This window comes from Endozoicomonas sp. Z74, from assembly GCF_057680865.1.
On sequence record NZ_JBLYZI010000033.1, the window covers coordinates 1 to 18,857 of the forward strand.

At 54.5% G+C, this 18,857-nt stretch carries 17 protein-coding genes and 1 tRNA gene; 6 read left to right on the forward strand and 12 right to left on the reverse strand.

Going from position 1 to position 18,857, the window contains the following annotated elements; genetic code table 11:
- Positions 1-148 precede the first annotated feature (148 nt).
- The 3 genes from ychF to trpR all read right to left on the reverse strand — a co-directional run bounded on the left by ychF (position 149) and on the right by trpR (position 3,043).
- Positions 149-1,240 carry a redox-regulated ATPase YchF gene (gene ychF / locus ACNRUY_RS11555; RefSeq protein WP_488110671.1) on the reverse strand — a complete coding sequence of 364 codons (1,092 nt, stop codon included), beginning with the start codon at positions 1,238-1,240 and terminating at the stop codon, positions 149-151.
- A gap of 152 nt (positions 1,241-1,392) precedes the next feature.
- Positions 1,393-2,670 (reverse strand): aromatic amino acid transport family protein, encoded by a 1,278-nt coding sequence (locus ACNRUY_RS11560; protein ID WP_488110672.1) that lies wholly within the window; start codon positions 2,668-2,670, stop codon positions 1,393-1,395.
- Positions 2,671-2,758: 88 nt separating this feature from the next.
- Positions 2,759-3,043: a trp operon repressor gene (gene trpR / locus ACNRUY_RS11565; RefSeq protein ID WP_488110673.1), complete on the reverse strand. Its 285-nt coding sequence runs from the start codon at positions 3,041-3,043 to the stop codon at positions 2,759-2,761.
- Positions 3,044-3,458: 415 nt separating this feature from the next.
- Between trpR and ACNRUY_RS11570 the strand changes: the two genes are divergently transcribed.
- Positions 3,459-4,517 (forward strand): D-alanine--D-alanine ligase family protein, encoded by a 1,059-nt coding sequence (locus ACNRUY_RS11570; protein WP_488111792.1) that lies wholly within the window; start codon positions 3,459-3,461, stop codon positions 4,515-4,517.
- Positions 4,518-4,871: 354 nt separating this feature from the next.
- Here ACNRUY_RS11570 and pth read toward each other — a convergent pair whose 3' ends face one another.
- Both pth and ACNRUY_RS11580 read right to left on the reverse strand, forming a co-directional pair.
- A complete protein-coding gene (pth, locus tag ACNRUY_RS11575) occupies positions 4,872-5,471 on the reverse strand; it encodes an aminoacyl-tRNA hydrolase (protein WP_488111793.1) in 600 nt (199 codons plus the stop codon).
- Positions 5,472-5,803: 332 nt separating this feature from the next.
- A complete protein-coding gene (locus tag ACNRUY_RS11580) occupies positions 5,804-6,427 on the reverse strand; it encodes a 50S ribosomal protein L25/general stress protein Ctc (protein WP_488111794.1) in 624 nt (207 codons plus the stop codon).
- 270 nt (positions 6,428-6,697) lie between these two features.
- Between ACNRUY_RS11580 and ACNRUY_RS11585 the strand changes: the two genes are divergently transcribed.
- The gene (locus ACNRUY_RS11585) at positions 6,698-8,203 is read left to right on the forward strand and encodes an FAD-dependent oxidoreductase (RefSeq protein ID WP_488111795.1); all 1,506 of its coding nucleotides are present in this window, start codon (positions 6,698-6,700) and stop codon (positions 8,201-8,203) included.
- 8 nt (positions 8,204-8,211) lie between these two features.
- Here the strand turns inward: ACNRUY_RS11585 and ACNRUY_RS11590 are convergent, their stop codons facing one another.
- Positions 8,212-9,015, reverse strand: a complete 804-nt coding sequence (locus ACNRUY_RS11590; RefSeq protein WP_488111796.1) for an ABC transporter permease — start codon at positions 9,013-9,015, stop codon at positions 8,212-8,214.
- Positions 9,012-9,737, reverse strand: coding sequence for an ABC transporter ATP-binding protein (locus ACNRUY_RS11595; RefSeq protein ID WP_488111797.1), 726 nt, complete (start codon positions 9,735-9,737; stop codon positions 9,012-9,014). The genes ACNRUY_RS11590 and ACNRUY_RS11595 overlap by 4 nt, the downstream gene beginning before the upstream one ends.
- A gap of 80 nt (positions 9,738-9,817) precedes the next feature.
- On the opposite strand from ACNRUY_RS11595, the gene ACNRUY_RS11600 reads away from it, so the two are divergent.
- Positions 9,818-10,126: a PadR family transcriptional regulator gene (locus tag ACNRUY_RS11600; protein WP_488111798.1), complete on the forward strand. Its 309-nt coding sequence runs from the start codon at positions 9,818-9,820 to the stop codon at positions 10,124-10,126.
- Positions 10,127-10,225: 99 nt separating this feature from the next.
- Here the strand turns inward: ACNRUY_RS11600 and ACNRUY_RS11605 are convergent, their stop codons facing one another.
- The 5 genes from ACNRUY_RS11605 to ACNRUY_RS11625 form a co-directional block, all read right to left on the reverse strand.
- The gene (locus tag ACNRUY_RS11605; RefSeq protein ID WP_488111799.1) at positions 10,226-11,167 is read right to left on the reverse strand and encodes a ribose-phosphate pyrophosphokinase; all 942 of its coding nucleotides are present in this window, start codon (positions 11,165-11,167) and stop codon (positions 10,226-10,228) included.
- Positions 11,168-11,314: 147 nt separating this feature from the next.
- Positions 11,315-11,389 (reverse strand) — tRNA-Gln (locus tag ACNRUY_RS11610).
- 201 nt (positions 11,390-11,590) lie between these two features.
- On the reverse strand, positions 11,591-12,544 hold the full coding sequence (gene ispE, locus ACNRUY_RS11615; protein ID WP_488111800.1) for a 4-(cytidine 5'-diphospho)-2-C-methyl-D-erythritol kinase: 954 nt from the start codon (positions 12,542-12,544) through the stop codon (positions 11,591-11,593).
- A 54-nt stretch (positions 12,545-12,598) separates the two neighbouring features.
- Complete coding sequence (gene lolB / locus ACNRUY_RS11620) at positions 12,599-13,207, reverse strand: lipoprotein insertase outer membrane protein LolB (RefSeq protein WP_488111801.1); 609 nt, start codon at positions 13,205-13,207, stop codon at positions 12,599-12,601.
- Positions 13,208-13,241: 34 nt separating this feature from the next.
- The gene (locus tag ACNRUY_RS11625; RefSeq protein ID WP_488111802.1) at positions 13,242-15,071 is read right to left on the reverse strand and encodes a tetratricopeptide repeat protein; all 1,830 of its coding nucleotides are present in this window, start codon (positions 15,069-15,071) and stop codon (positions 13,242-13,244) included.
- 397 nt (positions 15,072-15,468) lie between these two features.
- Between ACNRUY_RS11625 and hemA the strand changes: the two genes are divergently transcribed.
- From hemA to prmC, 3 genes are read left to right on the forward strand one after another with little or no spacing between them, the layout of a single operon-like run.
- Complete coding sequence (hemA, locus tag ACNRUY_RS11630; protein ID WP_488111803.1) at positions 15,469-16,749, forward strand: glutamyl-tRNA reductase; 1,281 nt, start codon at positions 15,469-15,471, stop codon at positions 16,747-16,749.
- 5 nt (positions 16,750-16,754) lie between these two features.
- Positions 16,755-17,840: a peptide chain release factor 1 gene (gene prfA, locus ACNRUY_RS11635; RefSeq protein ID WP_488111804.1), complete on the forward strand. Its 1,086-nt coding sequence runs from the start codon at positions 16,755-16,757 to the stop codon at positions 17,838-17,840.
- 3 nt (positions 17,841-17,843) lie between these two features.
- Positions 17,844-18,689 (forward strand): peptide chain release factor N(5)-glutamine methyltransferase, encoded by an 846-nt coding sequence (gene prmC, locus ACNRUY_RS11640; protein WP_488111805.1) that lies wholly within the window; start codon positions 17,844-17,846, stop codon positions 18,687-18,689.
- The last annotated feature ends 168 nt before the right edge of the window (positions 18,690-18,857 follow it).

The following is an 18,857-nucleotide window of genomic DNA, read 5'->3' on the forward strand; positions in this document are numbered from 1 at the left end:
CCCTCACCCCAACCCTCTCCCAGGGGGAGAGGGGGAGAATGGCGCTCCCCCAGCTTTCTTCCAGGGGAGAAGGTGGCACTTTATTTCTCCCTCTCCCTTTGGGAGAGGGACGGGGTGAGGGGCGAAAGATGAGGGTTCAGCCCCCCAATCAGACATTAAAGCGGAAGTGCATCACATCACCGTCCTTGACGATGTACTCTTTTCCTTCCACCCGGAGGCGCCCGGCCTCCTTGGCACCCTGCTCACCGTTGTACTGGACAAAGTCATCGTAACTGGTGACTTCTGCACGGATAAAGCCCCGCTCAAAGTCCGTATGAATCACTCCAGCCGCCTGGGGAGCAGTGGCCCCCACTTTCACCGTCCAGGCCCGCACTTCCTTGACCCCGGCGGTAAAATACGTTTGCAGCCCCAGCAATTCATAGCCCGCACGAATAACCCGGTCCAGACCCGGCTCCTCCATACCCAGATCCTGAAGAAACTCATCGCGCTCTTCATCGTCCAGCTCGGCAATCTCGGATTCCAGCTTATTGCAGACGGGCACCACCACCGCCCCCTCACTGGCGGCGATTTCACGCACCTTGTCCAGGTACTCATTCCCCTCAAAACCGTCTTCATCGACATTGGCTATGTACAGGGTGGGCTTGGTGGTGAGCAAGTGAAACATTTTAGCCAGCTTCTGCTCGTCGTCACTCATCTCCAGTGAACGAATGGGCTTGCCTGCCTCCAGGTGGGGGACAATTTTTTCCAGCAGCGCCTTCTGGGCCACCGCTTCCTTGTCTCCTCCCTTGGCGGTACGGGCTACCCTTTGCAGCTGCTTCTCGCAACTCTCCAGGTCCGCGAGCACCAGCTCCATATTGATGATTTCAATATCCGCCTGGGGATCGATCTTGTTGGCCACATGAATGACGTTTTCATTCACAAAGCAGCGAACCACATGAGCAATGGCATCGGTTTCCCGGATATTGGCCAGAAACTTGTTGCCCAGACCTTCCCCTTTGGAAGCCCCTTCCACCAGACCCGCGATATCCACAAACTCCATGGTGGTGGGCAATACCCGCTGCGGATTGACAATAGCAGCCAGTTTGTCCAGCCGGGGGTCAGGCATGGCCACGATACCGGCATTGGGCTCAATGGTGCAGAAGGGGAAGTTTTCCGCATCAATGCCTGCCTTGGTCAAGGCATTAAAGAGAGTGGATTTGCCCACATTGGGCAGGCCGACAATGCCGCATTTGAAACCCATAGTGTTTCTGATTGCTCCTGAAAGAAGTTCATCTGACAAACATCAGATAAAAAGAATGATTGGGGCGGAATTATAAAGACTGGGGGATTTTTTTTCAGGTTTTTTGCATCTGGAGGGGAGCCGGGTGGAACGTCCACCCGGAAAATACTTAATTAACCAAACTTGGGCAACACACCCAGAAGATCAAGGGCAGACAGCAGCATCACGGCAATACCAAAGCCAAACACCAGAATCATCCGGGGCGCACCGCCTGCCACCCGGTAGCCGGTACCATCACCCTTCCTGCGTCCCACCCAGGCCATGACCACCGGCGTCAGAATACAGAACACCACCATCACCATACCGGCAAAACCAATCGCCGTAATAAATCCATCCGGCAGCAACACCCCCAGCAGCGTCGGCGGAATAAAAGTCACTGCCGCGGTTTTCGCCCGCCCCAAAAAGTCATTCCCGAAACCAAACAGGTCGGCAATATAGTCGTAAAGACACAGCGCCACTCCCAGGAAGGAACTGGCTACGGCCATGTTGGAAAACAGCTGCAGAAGGGATGAAGCGTTCACATTCAACCCGTTACCGGAAAGGGCTGCCATGACATTGCCAATATTCCCCCCTGAGGCAATGATGGCTGGAAACTGATCCCGGGACAGGTTGCCAAAAATGCTCAGCTGCCAGAGCACATAAAAAGAGAGAGCCAGAACAGAACCCGCAAACACGGCCATTCTCACCCGCCGCTCATCTTTCCCCAGATAGCGGGTAATACTGGGCACAGAAGTCTGCATACCAAAGCTGACAGCCAGAAAGCCAAGGGCACCCAGCGAGAAGGGAAGCGTCTGTGAAGACTGAAGTGGTGGAAACAGATTGTCGGTGGAAATATTGCCCAGCAATCCGTTGATACTGCCCAGGAAGGTAATCACCATCCCACCGATCAGAACCGTTGTCACCCGGTCCACTGCCCGGGTACCTGCCACTACAACGGTAGCCAGCACCAGAGCAAACACCAGGCTGGCCATGGGCTGTGACAGCGAAACGCCACCCACTGCCGCCAATGAGTAGGAGATGATAGAACTGCCACCGGAAATATAGGCATAGGTCAGGATATAACAGAGAAAAGCCACCGAGGCGCCGTTCACAATGCGACCCAGGCTGCCTATGGTTCCCTGGGCAATGGAGTCAAAACTGGCACCCAGAGGAAAGCGAAGGTTGGCCTCAAGCAGATACAGCGATGCACTGTACATACAAAAACAGGCAAAGAGCATCAACAACAGGGAATAGCCAAACCACATTCCGCTGGTGGCCACCGGCAGGGAAAACATCCCGGCTCCAATTGCGGTTCCGGCGACAATCACCGTCCCCCCTAATACACTTCCTGGTCTGGCCTCTGCTTGAAGGGTTCCAGTACTGGATCCAGAGGCAATTACTGCTTCAGACATTGATTTCCTGTGGGATTTTTTCTATCGGGTCATCAGGCTCTGCTAACAGAACCCGTCACACGGCTCTTCATCGGCACGCGGCACTCCATCACCGGTAAACGGCATCCTGTTCAATCAGGGCCTTATCCGCTTCCGAGAGCCTTTTGAGATAATTGGAACAACGGGTCACTTTGGCGATGCTGACCTCCACCCGGGCGGCTATCTCCCTCTGGGACTCCTCCCCGGCAATCAGCGCCCTCATAATGGCAAGCCTCGATCCTATGGATTCCCGCTCTTCAGGGGTCAGCAAAACATTCATAACGTCCCGAAGAGCGCCCTGATCTTCCTGCTGCTCAAGCAGGGTCAACACCTGTGTCCAGAATTCAGATTCCATGCGTCACGCACAACTTCTCAAACCATGTACTGTCGTAACGGTACAACAGTACATAACAAAGCGGCACCGTGGAAAATACGACCTTTATAAAAATGCAAACGGCGTGACCTGAAAAAAGCAACTACCTTTATTCGAATTCATATTTACCTAGGGGCTGTTGATGTTTTAGCGTTAGCTGGCGCAGCGCGTAGTTATTCTACGTCAAGCCAGTTCAACACAGCCGGAAGGCCGCTTTACGAACCACCCGAAGGGCCAAAGCCAGCGATTCCGAGCCATCGTTGCAGCAGCTTGAAAGACGAGAGTATTCCTGCGCTACTGCGCCTTGGCACGAAACCGCTGGCTTTGGCTGAGCACACGACAAAACATCAACAGCCCCTAGCCATCAGCACTGACTCAGACAAAAGAGGGGATTCCCATGCCTGACAGAAACAGCACCATCGGTATTGTCTGCGGAGGACCGTCCCCGGAAGCCAACGTCTCCCGGCTTTCTGCCGGACGCATTACACCGCCTCTGGAAAAAAACTACCGGAAAGTGGTCATTCTGGAGCTGGACAGAAACCTGCCCGATAACCTGGATCGCCATCAGGTGGACGTCGTCTTTCCAGTGGCTCACGGCCCAATGGGAGAAGACGGAAGCCTCCAGGGCATGCTGGACATTCTGGGCATCCCCTATGTGGGCTCCGGCGTCCTTGGCAGTGCCTGCGCTCTGGACAAAGTGGCCACCAAGCGCATTTTGCAAGCGTCTGGCCTCCCCCTTGCCAGAGACAAAGTGGCCCTCCGCCAGGACCCCATTGAAAAAACAGTGGCTGACTGCATCAGTACGCTGGGCGAGAAAACCATCATAAAACCCGTAGCCCAGGGCTCAGGGATCGGTGTTCAGTTTGCTGAAGGAAAGCAGGAGCTCAAACAGCGCCTGCAGGCAGGTTTTGAAAAAGACGAGCGATTACTGATTGAGGAATTTATTACCGGAAAAGAAATCACCGCCGGTGTTCTGGATCTGGACACCACTGAAGTACTGCCTGTCATTGAAATCACCACACCAGACAATGCCTGGTACGATTATATCCACCGCTATACACCGGGGCTCAGTGAACATACCATTCCAGCCAGAATACCCTCACAACAATACCTGCGGGTACAACAGATTGCCCTGGCCGCCCACCAGCTACTGGGCTGTCGGGATATCAGCCGCTCTGACTTTATTGTTCCGGAACAGGGGGAGCCCGTCTTTTCAGAACTGAACAATCTGCCCGGCATGACCCCCACCAGCCTGTTTCCCGATGGCGCCCGGCACGCAGGTATCGAATTTGAGGAATTAATGTGTCGATTGGTGGACCACGCCCTGAAACGGGGGGAAGCCCTTAAGGAGAAAAAAGCCTACTGGCCGATTCCGGAACTGAACCTGTCGCCAGGTGAAGTATCAGAACCTCCTCTCATGAGCGGAATAGCAGGAGGTTCTGCGGTGTTAGAGTGACAGCGGCCAAGACAGTTTTTTGTTGCGCCAATTTAATTAGGGGCTGTTGATGTTTTAGCGTGAACTCAGTGGTTCGTAAAGCGGCCTAACGCAAGGCGAACTGGCGCAGCGCGTAGTTATTCTACGTCAAGCCAGTTCAACACAGCCGGAAGGCCGCTTTACGAACCACCCGAAGGGCCAAAGCCAGCGATTCCGTGCCATCGTTGCAGCAGCTTGAAAGACGAGAGTATTCCTGCGCTACTGCGCCTTGGCGCGAAAACGCTGGCTTTGGCTGAGCAAACGACAAAACATCAACAGCCCCTAGGTTGCTGCTGAACAAAGTGAAGCGCAACTGGATACAGACGCCGCCCCACACTAGGCAGAAAACGTATGCAGCTCCTGAACCGCTTTTGACCTTGAACCGTTCAGAGCCTCGGGGGTGATACGAATGGCCTCGTCAATAACAGCATCGATCTTCTGACGGTCCGCAACAGAGGGCCGGGTCAACACATAATTAACCACCTCCCTGCTGTTGCCAGGATGACCAATACCCAGCCTCAGGCGGAGAAAGTCCCGCGTATTCCCCAGAGAAGCAATGATATCCCTGAGACCGTTATGACCACCATGACCGCCCCCCTGCTTTAACCGCCCCACTCCGGCAGGCAGGTCAAGTTCATCATGAACCACCAGAATCGACTGGGGTGGGATTTTAAAAAAGGTGGCTATAGCCCCTACAGCCTGCCCACTTCGGTTCATAAAAGTGGCTGGATTCAGCAGGCGAACATCCTCTCCGTTCACACTGATGCGAGCAGTGTGGCCAAAGAACTTTTTTTCCGGCTGCAGAGTTGCCCCATATTGCCTGGCCAGCTGTTCCACAAACCAGAACCCGGCATTATGGCGGGTATCTTCGTACTGGGCACCCGGGTTACCCAGACCCACAACCAGCCGAATTGAGGGTTCTGAAGATTTCGCCATGCTCTGTCACCTTATCATCATTAACGAGGTCAATTGACCAGGACATTTTTTATAAAAATTGATAAAAATGCCTTTTATCAAGACCAATATCCATACACACCTATGACCATAGGCAACTGTTGCGCTTCGCCGGACTCATAAGGCATTCGAGAGGAACACTGCAAGCCTTCAAACTGCGCTACTTTAGCGTAGGTTGCTGCTGAACGAAGTAAAGCGCAACACAAAAGAAAATTACCACCCATTAAAACACAAACACAGCTTTCATCAGAAGACAAAAGCTGTGTTTGTTATAAGGGCCTGCTACCCGAAAACCGGGTAGCGAAGGTGAAGACTTATTCTTCGCCTGCGGCTTCTTCAGAGGACTCGGCAGACTCCTCGTCATCCTGACCACCACGGGTAGTCTGGACGCTGGCAACGTCCTGCTCCTGGTCGAGAGCAACCAGTTCAACACCGGCAGGTACAGCCAGATCGCTCAGGTGAACGTGACCGCCCAGCTCAACGTCTGCCATGTCCACTTCGATGAACTCGGGCAGATCGCCTGGCAGACACTTGACTTCAACTTCAACACGGTTGTGTACGATAGCACCACCGGCTTTTACACCAGCACAGGCGTCTTCGTTGATGAAGTGCAGAGGAACGTGAGTGGTGATGGCGTGAGCCGCGTCAACACGCAGGAAGTCCATATGCATGGCGTACTCTTTGGCAGGGTGACGCTGAAGGTCTTTCAGGATCGCCTGCTGGTCAGCACCGTCAACGGAAATGGTCAGTACCTGGGAGTAGAAAGCTTCTGTTTCCAGAGCCTTACGGATGGCCTTGCCTTCCAGGGTGATCTGAACAGGCTCAGCTTCACCACCGTATACAATGGCAGGCACCAGGTCAGCACGACGCAGGCGGCGGCTCGCACCCTTCCCGATATCCTTACGTGCTTGCGCATTTAAAACAATTGCTTCAGACATGTTTATCTCCAGTCTCTCCATCGCCACCTTGCGACCAGGCACGATGGATCTTTCAAAGGCGCCATATCATACCGATATACCCGCAAAAAGCAAAACCTGTTTACCTTTCTCTGTGTTTCCTTTTCTCCCTCCAGCGCACCACCTTCCCATCCTCTGAAACAGGGCAAAAAGATGCATACCGTTGGTATGGCTAACCAGGCGGTTATCCGGGGGAATTAAAAACAAGTGTTGAAGTCCACTGTATTATTTCCCGGTTACCGGACAAGGAATATGCATTTTATTACCCTCACAGCCGCTCTATCCATCCTGCTAATGACCAGCCTGGCCTCATGGGGCGATCACTGGGATATAGCGGTCATCGGTGATGGCCCTTCCGGGTATTCTGCGGCCATCTATGGAGCAGCCACCACTGAGCGGAGTGTTATTCATTTCACCGGGATGGGGAGTGGTGGCCAGATCAGCTCCACCCCCTACCTGGATAACTGGCCAGGGGAGCCCGACTCCATCAAAGGAGAAGAACTGATCCATCGCATGAGGATTCAGGCCGGCAACCTCAGCAACCTCTTAACAGCACCTCACTGGGTTGAGGCCATAGAAGAGGGGGAAAACGGCTTCACCATCAAAACCAGACACCAATGGTTCACCGCCTCAACGGTCATCCTGGCCCCGGGCGCCAGCCCCCTTATTCCAGAACAACTCAAGGAAGCCTTTCACAACCCCAATAACAGCAATATTCACACATGCACCACCTGCGATGGCTCCCGTTACCGGGGTAAAGAAGTGGCTATATATGGAGGTGGTGACACAGCAGCAGAGCAGGCTCTGAGCATGTCACGCATAGCCAGCAAAGTGCATCTTATTTATCGAAAACCGGTCATGAGAGCGCAGAAAAGCAACCAGAATGCCCTGCTTGAAGCTGACAACATCTTTATTTACCCGGACACAGTCATCAAACACGCAGGCAACCCCCTTTTTTCATTTGACTTTAACAAGGGGATACTTGAACTCAAACTAAGCACAACGGGCCATTTTCAGGAGCATTTTCGGGACAACCTCAGAGTCAACGCTTTGTTCATCGCAACAGGACAAATACCCGGTACAGACTTTCTCCCACCTCACTTCACCAGCAGCAATGGTTACCTGAAAAGAAAGATCACCGAAGGAGAAAGGCCCTACAATTCTCCAGGCCACCCCATCAGGATCCAGAAAATAAACGACACAGCATTTAGTGCAGCCCAGGCAGCTGAGGGAGTCAAAAGTGCTGCAGCGCTGAGAGACAGTTTTTCCCAGACAAAAGCCTCTCCGTCAGTGACAATTATCGGTCACTCTGCAGGCGCTTACACTGCCGCACTTTATGCCGCACGAGATGGCTTCCAGGTCACTTTAATTAACTCTGGCAACCCTGAGTGTGACCAGACCTTCTGGCCCGAACAGTTGTGGGTTCAAAGCAGTAGAATCGAGGAAAAAATGGTTGAGCAGGTCATCAACAACAAGGTCACCATCATCAACACCCGCTCCCACCCTGATTATCGAAAAGAAGACTCCCTCTGGGAGGTTTATCTTGAGGACAGGACCCTTTCAAGCCATGGACTGATTGCGGAAGACGAACAATTATCACCCCATCCAACGGACGAGACCCATTCCAATACAGAAGGCATCTTCATTGCCGGAGATGCGGTTGAGGGGGCCACCCGGCAGGCCATTACCGCCGCAGCTTCAGGAATACTTGCCAGCAAAGCCGCTATTCATTGGCTTGAAAACCACCCTGAGCAATAAAGAGTGCGTTATACAGGGTCATTACGGGCAAAAATACGGGCATCCAGCAATCCAAAACCGTCAAAACAGACTCGAAGGCTGAGCAGCACATTCAACACGGCCGAAACACTCATGCTGGAGACAATACCCAGCATAATCATGATCTGGTAGGCCACAGCTTCCATAGGCTCGGCGCCTCCAAGAATCTGGCCGGTCATCATACCGGGCAGGGAGACAATCCCCAGGGTAGCCAGTGTTGCCACCATTGGCCCCAGGGCAGCCCGGAGCGCTTCCTGTAAAAATGGACTGGCTGCTTCATACAAGCTGGCCCCCAGCAGCAAATCCCCCATAAACTGCTCATGTCGTTCTTCAAGGGAGCTGTAGAAGCGCTCCAGAGCCAGGATATTGCCCGTCAGACAATTCCCCAGCAGCATGCCTGCCAGCGGCACCAGATAGCGCGATCCATACCAGGGCTCCGGCTGTACCAGCAATAACATCGCCGCCAGTGTCAATCCTACCGCCACCAGAAGGCTGAGCTGCCCCACCCACAGCAGCCGCGACACCGACAGCCCTGCTTTTTTCAGCACATGGATATTGGCAACCGTCACCATTACCAGCAGCCAGGCAAGGTTTAACCAGAGACTGTTCTGCTTGAACAGAAACTCAAGATAGAAACCAATCAACCCCAGCTGGAGCGTCATTCTCAACACCCCCACCAGAAGCTCCCTGATGACTCCCTGCAGCTTCAGCTGCCAAAGCAGAATCAAAGGCACCGACAGCACTGCGTAAAAAAGCAACAGCTGCCCCACTGAAAGCATTCCAGAATGATTCATAGAACATTCTCCCTGCCGGCTATGACCCGGACATCCATCTCCCCACCCTGATAGGCAGAGTCACCAATAAGATGATCTTTTTTCACGACTCCCCCCTGAAGACAGATCCCCCTGTGGCAATGACGGATCCATCGTGGGTCATGGGAAGCGGAAATCACCGTAAAATCGCCATTCAGCAGATAGCGAACCACTTTCTGACAGGCAGCATCATCCAGGGCGGAGGTCGGCTCATCGGCCACCAGCACTTTTCTCTCACTCATCAAGGCCCGGACAATGGCCACCCGCTGCCTCTGCCCACCGGAAAGCCGGGCGCAGGGCATAGACAGCACCTTCTCCTCAAGCCCAAACCGGTCAAGCCAGAGACAGGCTTCGCCCTGGTTAAATTGCCCCTGATAACCACCCCAGCCAAAAGGTCTGCGCAGAGATTCCAGGACGGTATCCCGCCCCAGCTCGGGCTGCTGAGGAATGTATGCCATGGTGCTACGAACAGCCTGAATAGTACGCTCATCCACTGACTTTCCCTGCAAAGCATAAGTGCCTTCCAACCAGCGATACCCTCCCAGCAGCAGTTTCAGCAGCGTGCTTTTTCCTCCTCCGGAAGGGCCATAAAACACCACAGCCTCCCCTTCCCGTATCCTCAGGGAAACCTGTGATAGCCACCGATCGGCAACCCCTCCCACCGAAACACCTTCAAGCTGACAGAAAACCTCTGGACGATTCATGGAATACCCACTAACATCGCTTTTAGATATCTATTAACGATATTTCATTTTGCCATGAAAGAAAAGCTCGAAAGAACCCCATGAAAGAGAGAATTCTACGCAAGCTGTTTTTAGGTTTTATTCAGATCCATATTCTCAGACACGCCAGCCAGGAGCCTTTTTTCGGAGCCTGGCTGATTGAACATCTGGGGCAGCATGGCTATAAAGTCAGCCCTGGCATGCTGTACCCTTTGCTACATCGCATGGAGGAAGACGGGTTAATTCTGAAAGAGACCAGGGTGATTGATGGCCGTCAGCGTAAATATTATGGAATCACAGGCCTTGGAAGAGAGGTACTGGCCGAAGCCAATGGAAAAATCACCGAGCTGGCAATGAAAATCAACGACTGAAACCCGCTTTCGCGGCAATGGGAAGGAAGTCAGAACAGACTCCCAAAAAGAAAAAAGCGCCTGCTCCAGGTAAGAAAAGCAGGCGCTGATCAGTAGCTCTTACTGGAACATCGCACTGATGGACTCAGCATTGCTGATCCGGCGAACAGACTCCGCCAGCAGCGGTGACATATCCAGCTGACGAATCTTGCCAAGAGCCTGGGCAGCCGGGCTCAGAGGAATGGTATTGGTCACCACCAGCTCATCCAGCTCAGAGTTGGCAACATTTTCCAAGGCGCGCCCGGAGAGAATCGGGTGTGTGCAATAAGCATAAACTGCCTTGGCACCCTTGCTCTTCAGGGCAGAGGCTGCATGGCACAGGGTACCGGCGGTATCCACCATATCATCCACCAGGATACAGGTGCGTCCAGCCACATCCCCGATAATGTTCATGACCTCACTCTTGTTGGCCTCTGGACGACGCTTGTCGATAATGGCCAGATCAGAGTTCAGTCGCTTGGCAACCGCGCGGGCACGAACAACACCACCGTGATCCGGTGATACCACCATGACGTCGTCATAATCACGACGCTCAATATCGTCAAGCAGAATCGGGGAGCCGTAAACGTTATCCACAGGGATATCAAAGAACCCCTGAATCTGATCCGCATGGAGATCCACCGTCAGCACGCGATCAATACCAACGCTGGCAATCATATCAGCAACGACCTTGGCGCTGATCGCCACACGGCTCGAACGGGGACGACGATCCTGACGGGCATAACCAAAATAGGGAAGAACGGCAGTCACCCGAACCGCGGATGAACGACGCATGGCGTCCGCCATCACCAGCAGTTCCATCAGGTTGTCGTTGGTGGGCGCGCAGGTAGACTGAATGATGAACACATCCCGCCCCCGGACGTTTTCCTGAATTTCTACAGCGCACTCACCGTCACTGAAGCGGCCGACATAAGCCTTGCCAAGTGGGATATGCAGGTGATTGACAACTTTATGAACCAGATCCGGATTAGAGTTGCCGGCAAACACCATCATTTTCGACACGGGAAATTACCTTGCTTGGGAATTGGGCGTAGGTGGATAGATATACTGCTGAGAAGAGGGGATCGAGGCCTGGAATACACAGAGCCAAAAACAACAGGCGTAACAGAAAGCCAGGATTCGGATCGTCCAGAGGCATAAGCCTTAAGCTGGCTGGGGTGGCAGGATTCGAACCTGCGCATGACGGGATCAAAACCCGTTGCCTTACCGCTTGGCGACACCCCAGTAAATTCGTCGTTCAATTCGTGCACAATCCGGGCCGACTTATGATTTTACCATGCAAACTCAGTCTCAAGGGGCCTTTACCTGTCTCAGCCCAGGCCGGGGAACACTGCCCTCCTGACCTTTATAGAACTGTGTTCATGGTTTCTTCCATCAAACCAATCCCACAGACTGTCGCTTGACTGCCACTCAGCACCTGGCTGCCTATGCAGGTAATGGGCATCCAGCGTCCTGTAATGCAGTCATCAGTGGCGAACAATTAACACCCCGTACCACAAAGCTTCTCAGCTTAGGAGACTGCTCTGAGCCACAGAAAGACGTTATCGAAGCTTCTGCTTCCAGCGCCTGTTCATGACTGGCAAACGGAGCAAAAACCGAAGCACCCGAACCACTCATCATGGCCCGACCACTGCTCAAACTGGCGAGATTATCCAACAGAGCAAGGCTTTTATCAACCTCAGGGTACAGTCTGCGAACCAGCGGCTCAAAGTCGTTACCTTGCACCGACAGTATCTGTTGTTGCTGTGCGCGCTCCTGTTGAGGACTGTCCCCCTGCTCAAGAGCGGCGCAAACTTTAATGGGAGGAGAGTTCCTTGTCAAATCCTTGTGCCCATACATGGCCGCTGTATCCACATGGACATCAGGCAGCAGAACCAGGTACCAGCGCTCCTGTGGAGAGACCGGAGTCAGGATCTCCCCAACCCCCTGGGCAAAAGCACTTCGCCCCCGGACAAAAACCGGCACATCAGCCCCCAACTGCAGCCCCAATTCTGCCAGCCTGTCTTCGGAAAACCCCAACCCCCAGAGCGCATTGAGACCCAGCAGAGTGGTCGCAGCATTGGAGCTACCCCCACCCAGCCCGCCCCCCATGGGCAGGCGTTTTTCCAGGCGTATCCTTACCCCCATCCCGGTTCCGGAAGCCTCCTGCAACAGCCGGGCAGCTTTGACAATCAGATTATCCTCATGGGGCACCCCGGGCAGGGTTGAGATCAGGTCGACTCCATTGTGCCCAGTGTCCAGGGAGAACGCCAATTCATCCCCAAAATCCAGAAACTGGAACAGCGTCTGCAGGCTGTGATAACCATCTGCCCGGCGACCAATGATGTGCAGAAAGAGGTTCAGTTTCGCCGGGGCGGGCAGCACCAGTTCAGACAGCATCGGGAGTACTCCTTAACGAGGTTCGGGTTCTGGTTTATTTCAAATACAGGAATGTCAGGGGGTCTGCCAATGGCTGACAATCAGGCTCAGGCGCACCTCTCCGCTGGAGGCGGTCATTCTTGAAGGCAATTGAAACGCTCCGGCAGGCTGGTATTGCTGGTAGGAAACCTCCCACCCGTACTGACGAATGGACTTCGGATACCCCAGATTATTCAGATCCACAGCCGAGCGACTGTCCGGTGCAGGCAACCCTCTCACCCAGTATTTCAGATAGCTGACCGGAAAGTCCCAGCCGGTGAGCTGCCTGACCAGAGCTTCGGGCGTTGCCCCCATATGCTGCTCATCAGACACCAGCACCTGCACTCCATCCGGGCTGCCCGTGATACGAGCCACCGACACCCCGAAAGGGCCATCCAGAAAAATACGGTAACTTTGTCCCTGCTGCTCCCAGTCAATGGACATGGAGCCGGAGCGCTGCGGCACCTTCAACCCCAGACGCCCTTTCATTTCCCAGCTCTTCAACGCCAGCAGCCGGGGCTGATGTTTCTGCCAGAGCGCCTCCCGCTGCCCAATGGGAAGGTCAGGTTCCCCTTCAGGGACGGTGGCGCAACCGGCAAGAGCAAGCAAGACTCCAATCAGCACCAAACGGGTTAACCGAACCATAACACCTCTCACCATTAACCCTCTGAACCCCGTGTTACTTCACCTGACTGACGGCTTCGGGCGGAACACCTGATGTGGGCTTCAAACCCTGCTTTTCAAGCCGGTCCATCGTGTCTTTCAAAATCCGGCTGTCCGGACTCTTCTTCAGGGCCTGCCCCCACAAACTCCTTGCTTCTTCACGGTTGCCCATGACCCAGATCACCTCTCCGAGATGAGCTGCAATTTCCGCATCAGGAAACTTGTCATAGGCCATGCGGAGGTATTTGACCGCTGACTCATAGTTGCCGAGACGATACTGCACCCAACCCATGCTGTCCAGAATGGCCGGGTCTTCCTGATTCAGGCTGTAGGCTTTGAGAATCAGCTTTTCCGCCTCCCGGTACCGGTCTGTCCGGTCGGCCAGGGTATAACCGAGAGCATTCAGTGCAGCGGCATTTTCCGGTTCGATTTCCAGTATCTTGCGCAAGTCCTTCTCAAGGGCCGGCAAGTTGTCCAGCTTTTCCTGGAGCATCGCACGGGAATACAACAGGTTCACAGATTTCGGGCTGGACTTGATGGCCTTATCAAACAGCTCCAGGGCTTTTTTCAACTGCCCATCATTGACCAGCAACTCACCCTCAAGAAGGTAGAGTGATTCAACCCTCGCCGGATTCCGGGTTCTCGCTTCATCAATCAGCACCAGGGCTTCACTCAGCTTCCCCTGACGGACCAGCATCTGGGCAAGGGCCACCTGGGCCGCCATAAACTCCTTTCCCTGACCCACCGCCTGATAATAATCCCGGGCCGCTCCATATTGTTGCTGCTTCTCCTTCAACCGCCCCAGATAATAATTGGCCGTATTCTTTCTCTGCCCAAGGGACAGCAGCTGCCGGAAGTATTGCTCCGCCTCCGGCTCCATTCCGTTTTCCATGGTAATCAGCGCCAGTGACAGGACAATTTCACTGTCATGGGGTGACTGCTCAAGCAAAACCTCAAACTGCTTTCGAGCCTCATCCAGCTTGTTGGCATGCACCAAAACCCGGGCATAGAGCAACCGCAAACGTCCTCTCTCCGGGTGACGGGCCACCGCATCGGAAAGCATCTTCTCAGCTTCCTCCCCCCGCCCCAGCTTGTTCAGGACCCGCCCTTTGACGATCATGGCCTTGACGTCATCACGGTCTTTTCTCAACAGCCGGTTGCTGATATCCAGGGCCTGCTGATCGTCACCGGACAGCCGGTAAAGTATTGCCTTACCCAGAAGCAGCTCACGGTTATCCGGATAGTCTTTCAGAATTTCGTCAAACACACCGATCAACTCTTTCCGGGCTCCGTCTTCCATTTCGCTGGCTCCAGAGGCCAGAAGATCAAAACTGGCCTCCCCCCCCAGCTCAAGCTGCCTGCGCATCTGCGCTGCCGCCCGGGTCAGCTGCCCGCTGTATACCAGCTCCAGAGCCGAAGCCTGAAGAGCAAAAACATTCTCCGGCTCCAGCTCAACCCAGAGCAGGGCCGCATCCAGGGCGGCCTGCCTTGCCCCCACAAACATCCCTATCTGGTAAGCCCTCTGGGCCACCCCGGCATCCCGGGTTTTGTGAGCCTGTTTCAGATAATTTCCCAGGGCCAGATCATACCTCTGACGCTGCCCCCCGATTTCGGCCACCATGAGATCATAAAGGGTATCCGGTTCAAATGAGGCAAATACCTCTTCTTCCCCCGCAGCCTCTGAGGCCGTTTCAACAGCCCCCTCACTGGATATCCTGGGCTGCTGCCCGGCACAGCCATAGAGCAGTACGATGGATACCAGGGCCAGTCGTTTCAGCACAGTGCCCGCAGAGTCAACCCTCAAGCCAGACCGGATAAGGTCTGTCAAGGCAGTAATTCTGGTCATGGATGGTTTGCCTTTCCCCTGAAAAATGAATGTATGCACTCGCCTTCTACTCGTTGATTCAGGTACATCGTGTAAATCACCCGATACTCTTGATCTGTGAGCGATCAGTGCGTGATCACTGAAACTGACTGAAACTATTCGCTCAGCCATCGCTTGAAACTCATCAAAATGTCATTATCCGAGTTTGCAGTTGCAAGCGTTCCATTGCAGAATTGATCGGCCGAAAAGCCCGTCGATCCAGCTTAATGCCAAAAGAACATTCCCTGGAGAGTACTCCCGGAACAACCGGGGAATCACTCTCTCTTAGTACAGATAGTACAGAGGGCAGTACAGATCACAGCTCAGATCGATGGTTTTGAATGATGAATAGTAGCACCATGACAGCAGCAGGGGCCTGATGGGGTATATTACCGCCGGTATCAATCACAGAACAGCACCAATCACCCTGAGGGAACAGGTGGCTTTTTCTGCGGAGCAGTTGCCTGACGCCCTGCAGGATGCCCGGCGCTTTCTGGGTTCCGAAGAGGTGGCCATACTCTCTACCTGCAACCGGACCGAACTGTATTGCAGCAACCACGGAATGAAGATCCGCCCGCCACGGATCATTGACTGGCTGACCCACTATCATCATGCGGACCACCACTTGCTCAGTGAGCACTCCTACATCCATCAGGACAGGGATGCCGTCCAGCACATCATGCGGGTCGCCTGCGGACTGGACTCCCTGGTTCTGGGAGAGCCCCAGATTCTCGGGCAGCTCAAATCAGCCTATGCCATCGCCCAGGAAGCGGGCACCACCGGCTCGGGCCTAAGCCGGCTGTTTCAACACAGCTTTACCACCGCCAAGCAGATCCGGACCGACACCGCCATCAACCAGCAGCCTGTTTCCGTGGCTTATGCTGCCACCCGGCTGGCCCAGCAGATTTTTTCCGATCTCAGGGAAAACACCGCCCTGCTGATCGGCGCCGGTGAAACCATCGAGCTGGTTGCCCGCCACCTCCGCCAGCAGGGGTTGGGCAATATCATTGTGGCCAACCGCACCCTGGAAAGAGCCCGACGCCTGACCGATGCCTTTGGGGGACAGCCGGTGCTTCTGTCAGACTTGAGCCAGGTTCTGCATCAGTGCGATATCGTCATCAGCTCAACCGCAAGTCCGGTTCCGGTTCTCGGTAAAGGAGCCATTGAGCGCGCCCTCAAACAGCGTCGGCACAGCCCAATGTTTATGGTGGATATCGCTGTTCCAAGGGATATTGAGCCCGAGGTCAGCGAGTTGGCCGATGTATTTCTGTATACCGTGGATGACCTGCAGGATGTCATTGAAGACAACCTGCAACAGCGCAAGGAAGCGGCCCGCCAGGCGGAGGAAATGATCCGGTCTGATGCCTTCGAGTTCATGACCCGGCTGCGGGCGCTGGACGCTGTGGACCTGCTGCGCTCCTATCGTAAAAACACCGAACAGATACGCGACCAGGAGCTGGAAAGAGCGCTGCAGCTCCTTGCCCGGGGGGCCGACCCCAGACAGGTTCTCCAGCAGTTTGCGCGATCACTGACCAACAAACTGATGCATGAGCCCAGTGTGCAGATGAAAGCCGCTGCCGCCAGGGGCGAACTGGAACAGCTGGACTGGGCTGAAAAATTACTCGGCCTCAAGCAAATCAACGAATCAACACCCAATTAATCATCATGAAAGAATCCATTCTTGCCAAACTGGACAACCTCTGCGAACGCTTTGAAGAACTGTCTGCCCTGCTCAGTGACGCAGAGGTCATCAGCCACCAGGACCAGTTCAGAAAGCTCTCCCAGGAATACGCCGAACTGGAACCCGTGGTCAAGGCGTTCCAGGAGTATGACCAGCTCAGACAGGACCAGGCGGAAGCCCAGTCAATGATGGCCGAGGGTGATCCAGACATGGCGGAACTGGCCAGGGAAGAGCTTCTGGCCTGCGAAGAGCAGTTGCCGGAAATGGAAAAAAACCTGGAAGTCCTGCTCCTTCCCAGGGACCCCAGAGATGGACTGAATACATTCCTGGAGATTCGCGCGGGCACCGGTGGCGATGAAGCCGCCATTTTCGCTGGCGACCTTTTCCGGATGTACTCCCGGTATGCGGAAAAACGCGGCTGGCGCATTGAGGTGATCAGCGCCAACGACGGTGAGCACGGGGGCTACAAGGAAATCATCACCCGGGTCATCGGCAATGACGTCTACGGCCGGATGAAATTCGAGTCTGGAGCCCACCGGGTTCAACGGGTACCTGAAACTGAATCCCAGGGACGCATCCATACCTCCGCCTGCACCGTAGCCGTGATGCCTGAACCCGACGAGCAGCAGGCCATTGAAATCCGCAAGGAGGACCTGCGGATCGACACTTATCGTTCCTCCGGTGCCGGTGGACAGCACGTCAACACCACCGACTCCGCCATCCGGATCACCCACCTGCCTACCGGTATTGTGGTTGAATGCCAGGATGAGCGCTCACAACACAAGAACAAGGCCAAGGCCATGACCTGGCTGGCCGCCAAACTCCAGGACGCCCAGGATGCGGCAGCCGCCAAGGAAATCAGCGACACCCGCAAGAGCCTGGTGGGCAGCGGTGACCGTTCGGAGCGGATCCGCACCTACAATTACCCCCAGGGCCGGGTAACCGATCACCGCATCAACCTGACCCTCTACAAGCTACCTGAGATTGTAGAAGGTGAACTCGACCCCGTGATTGATCCTCTGTTGCAGGAACACCAGGCTGAACAACTGGCCGGGCTGGCGGGGGAATAACCCATGAATCCGGCAAGCATTGGCCATCAGCTGACAGAAGCGACCCAAAAGCTGGCAACCAGCCCCACAGCACGACTGGATGCAGAGCTTCTGCTGTGCCACATCCTGGACAAGCCCCGCAGCTTTCTTTTCACCTGGCCGGAAAAAGAGCTCAGCCACCAGCAACAGAGTGACTTTCAGTCCCTGGTCACCCAGCGGAATGAAGGCCTTCCTGTCGCCTATCTCACCGGACACCGTGAGTTCTGGAACCTGAATTTAAAGGTCAACCCGTCCACGCTGATCCCCCGGCCGGATACAGAACTACTGGTGGAACTGACCCTTGGCCTTGCTGCAGCTGAACAGGCCATCAGCGTGGTTGACCTGGGAACCGGATCAGGTGCCATCGCCCTGGCCATCGCCAGTGAACGCCCCCTGTGGCAGGTAACCGCCATTGACAAAAGTCCGGAGGCTCTCAACACAGCCCGTCTCAACGCCAACAATCACCAAATAGACAACGTTACCTTCCTTGAGGGAGACTGGTGTCAACCTCTTGGAGAATCCAGGATGGACATCATCACCAGCAACCCCCCCTATATTCGCAGCAATGATCCCCACCTGCAGTCCGGAGACGTGCGCCATGAGCCATTAACCGCCCTGGCCTCCGGCCATGACGGACTGGATGACATCCGGACCATTGCCCGCCAGGGTTTTTCCTGCCTGAATAAAGGCGGATGGTTGCTGCTTGAACATGGATATGACCAGGGGACTGCGGTACAGGCCATTCTCAAAGCAACAGGGTTTGCGGATATACGAACTGAAACCGACCTGGCCGGACTTGAACGGGTTACCCTGGCCCGAAAACCGGATTAATATAGAAAGCGTTCGCATTCGAACCCATTCAACGGGCGGCATTTTCACGGTGGAAAATACCCGGCTACCATGATTAAGTAGTAACCCCGTATGTATTAAGCGAAGCAGTATGTATAAACTGAGCGCCTTTTTATGCTCGATTTTATCCTGATTACCCTGTAATCAGGA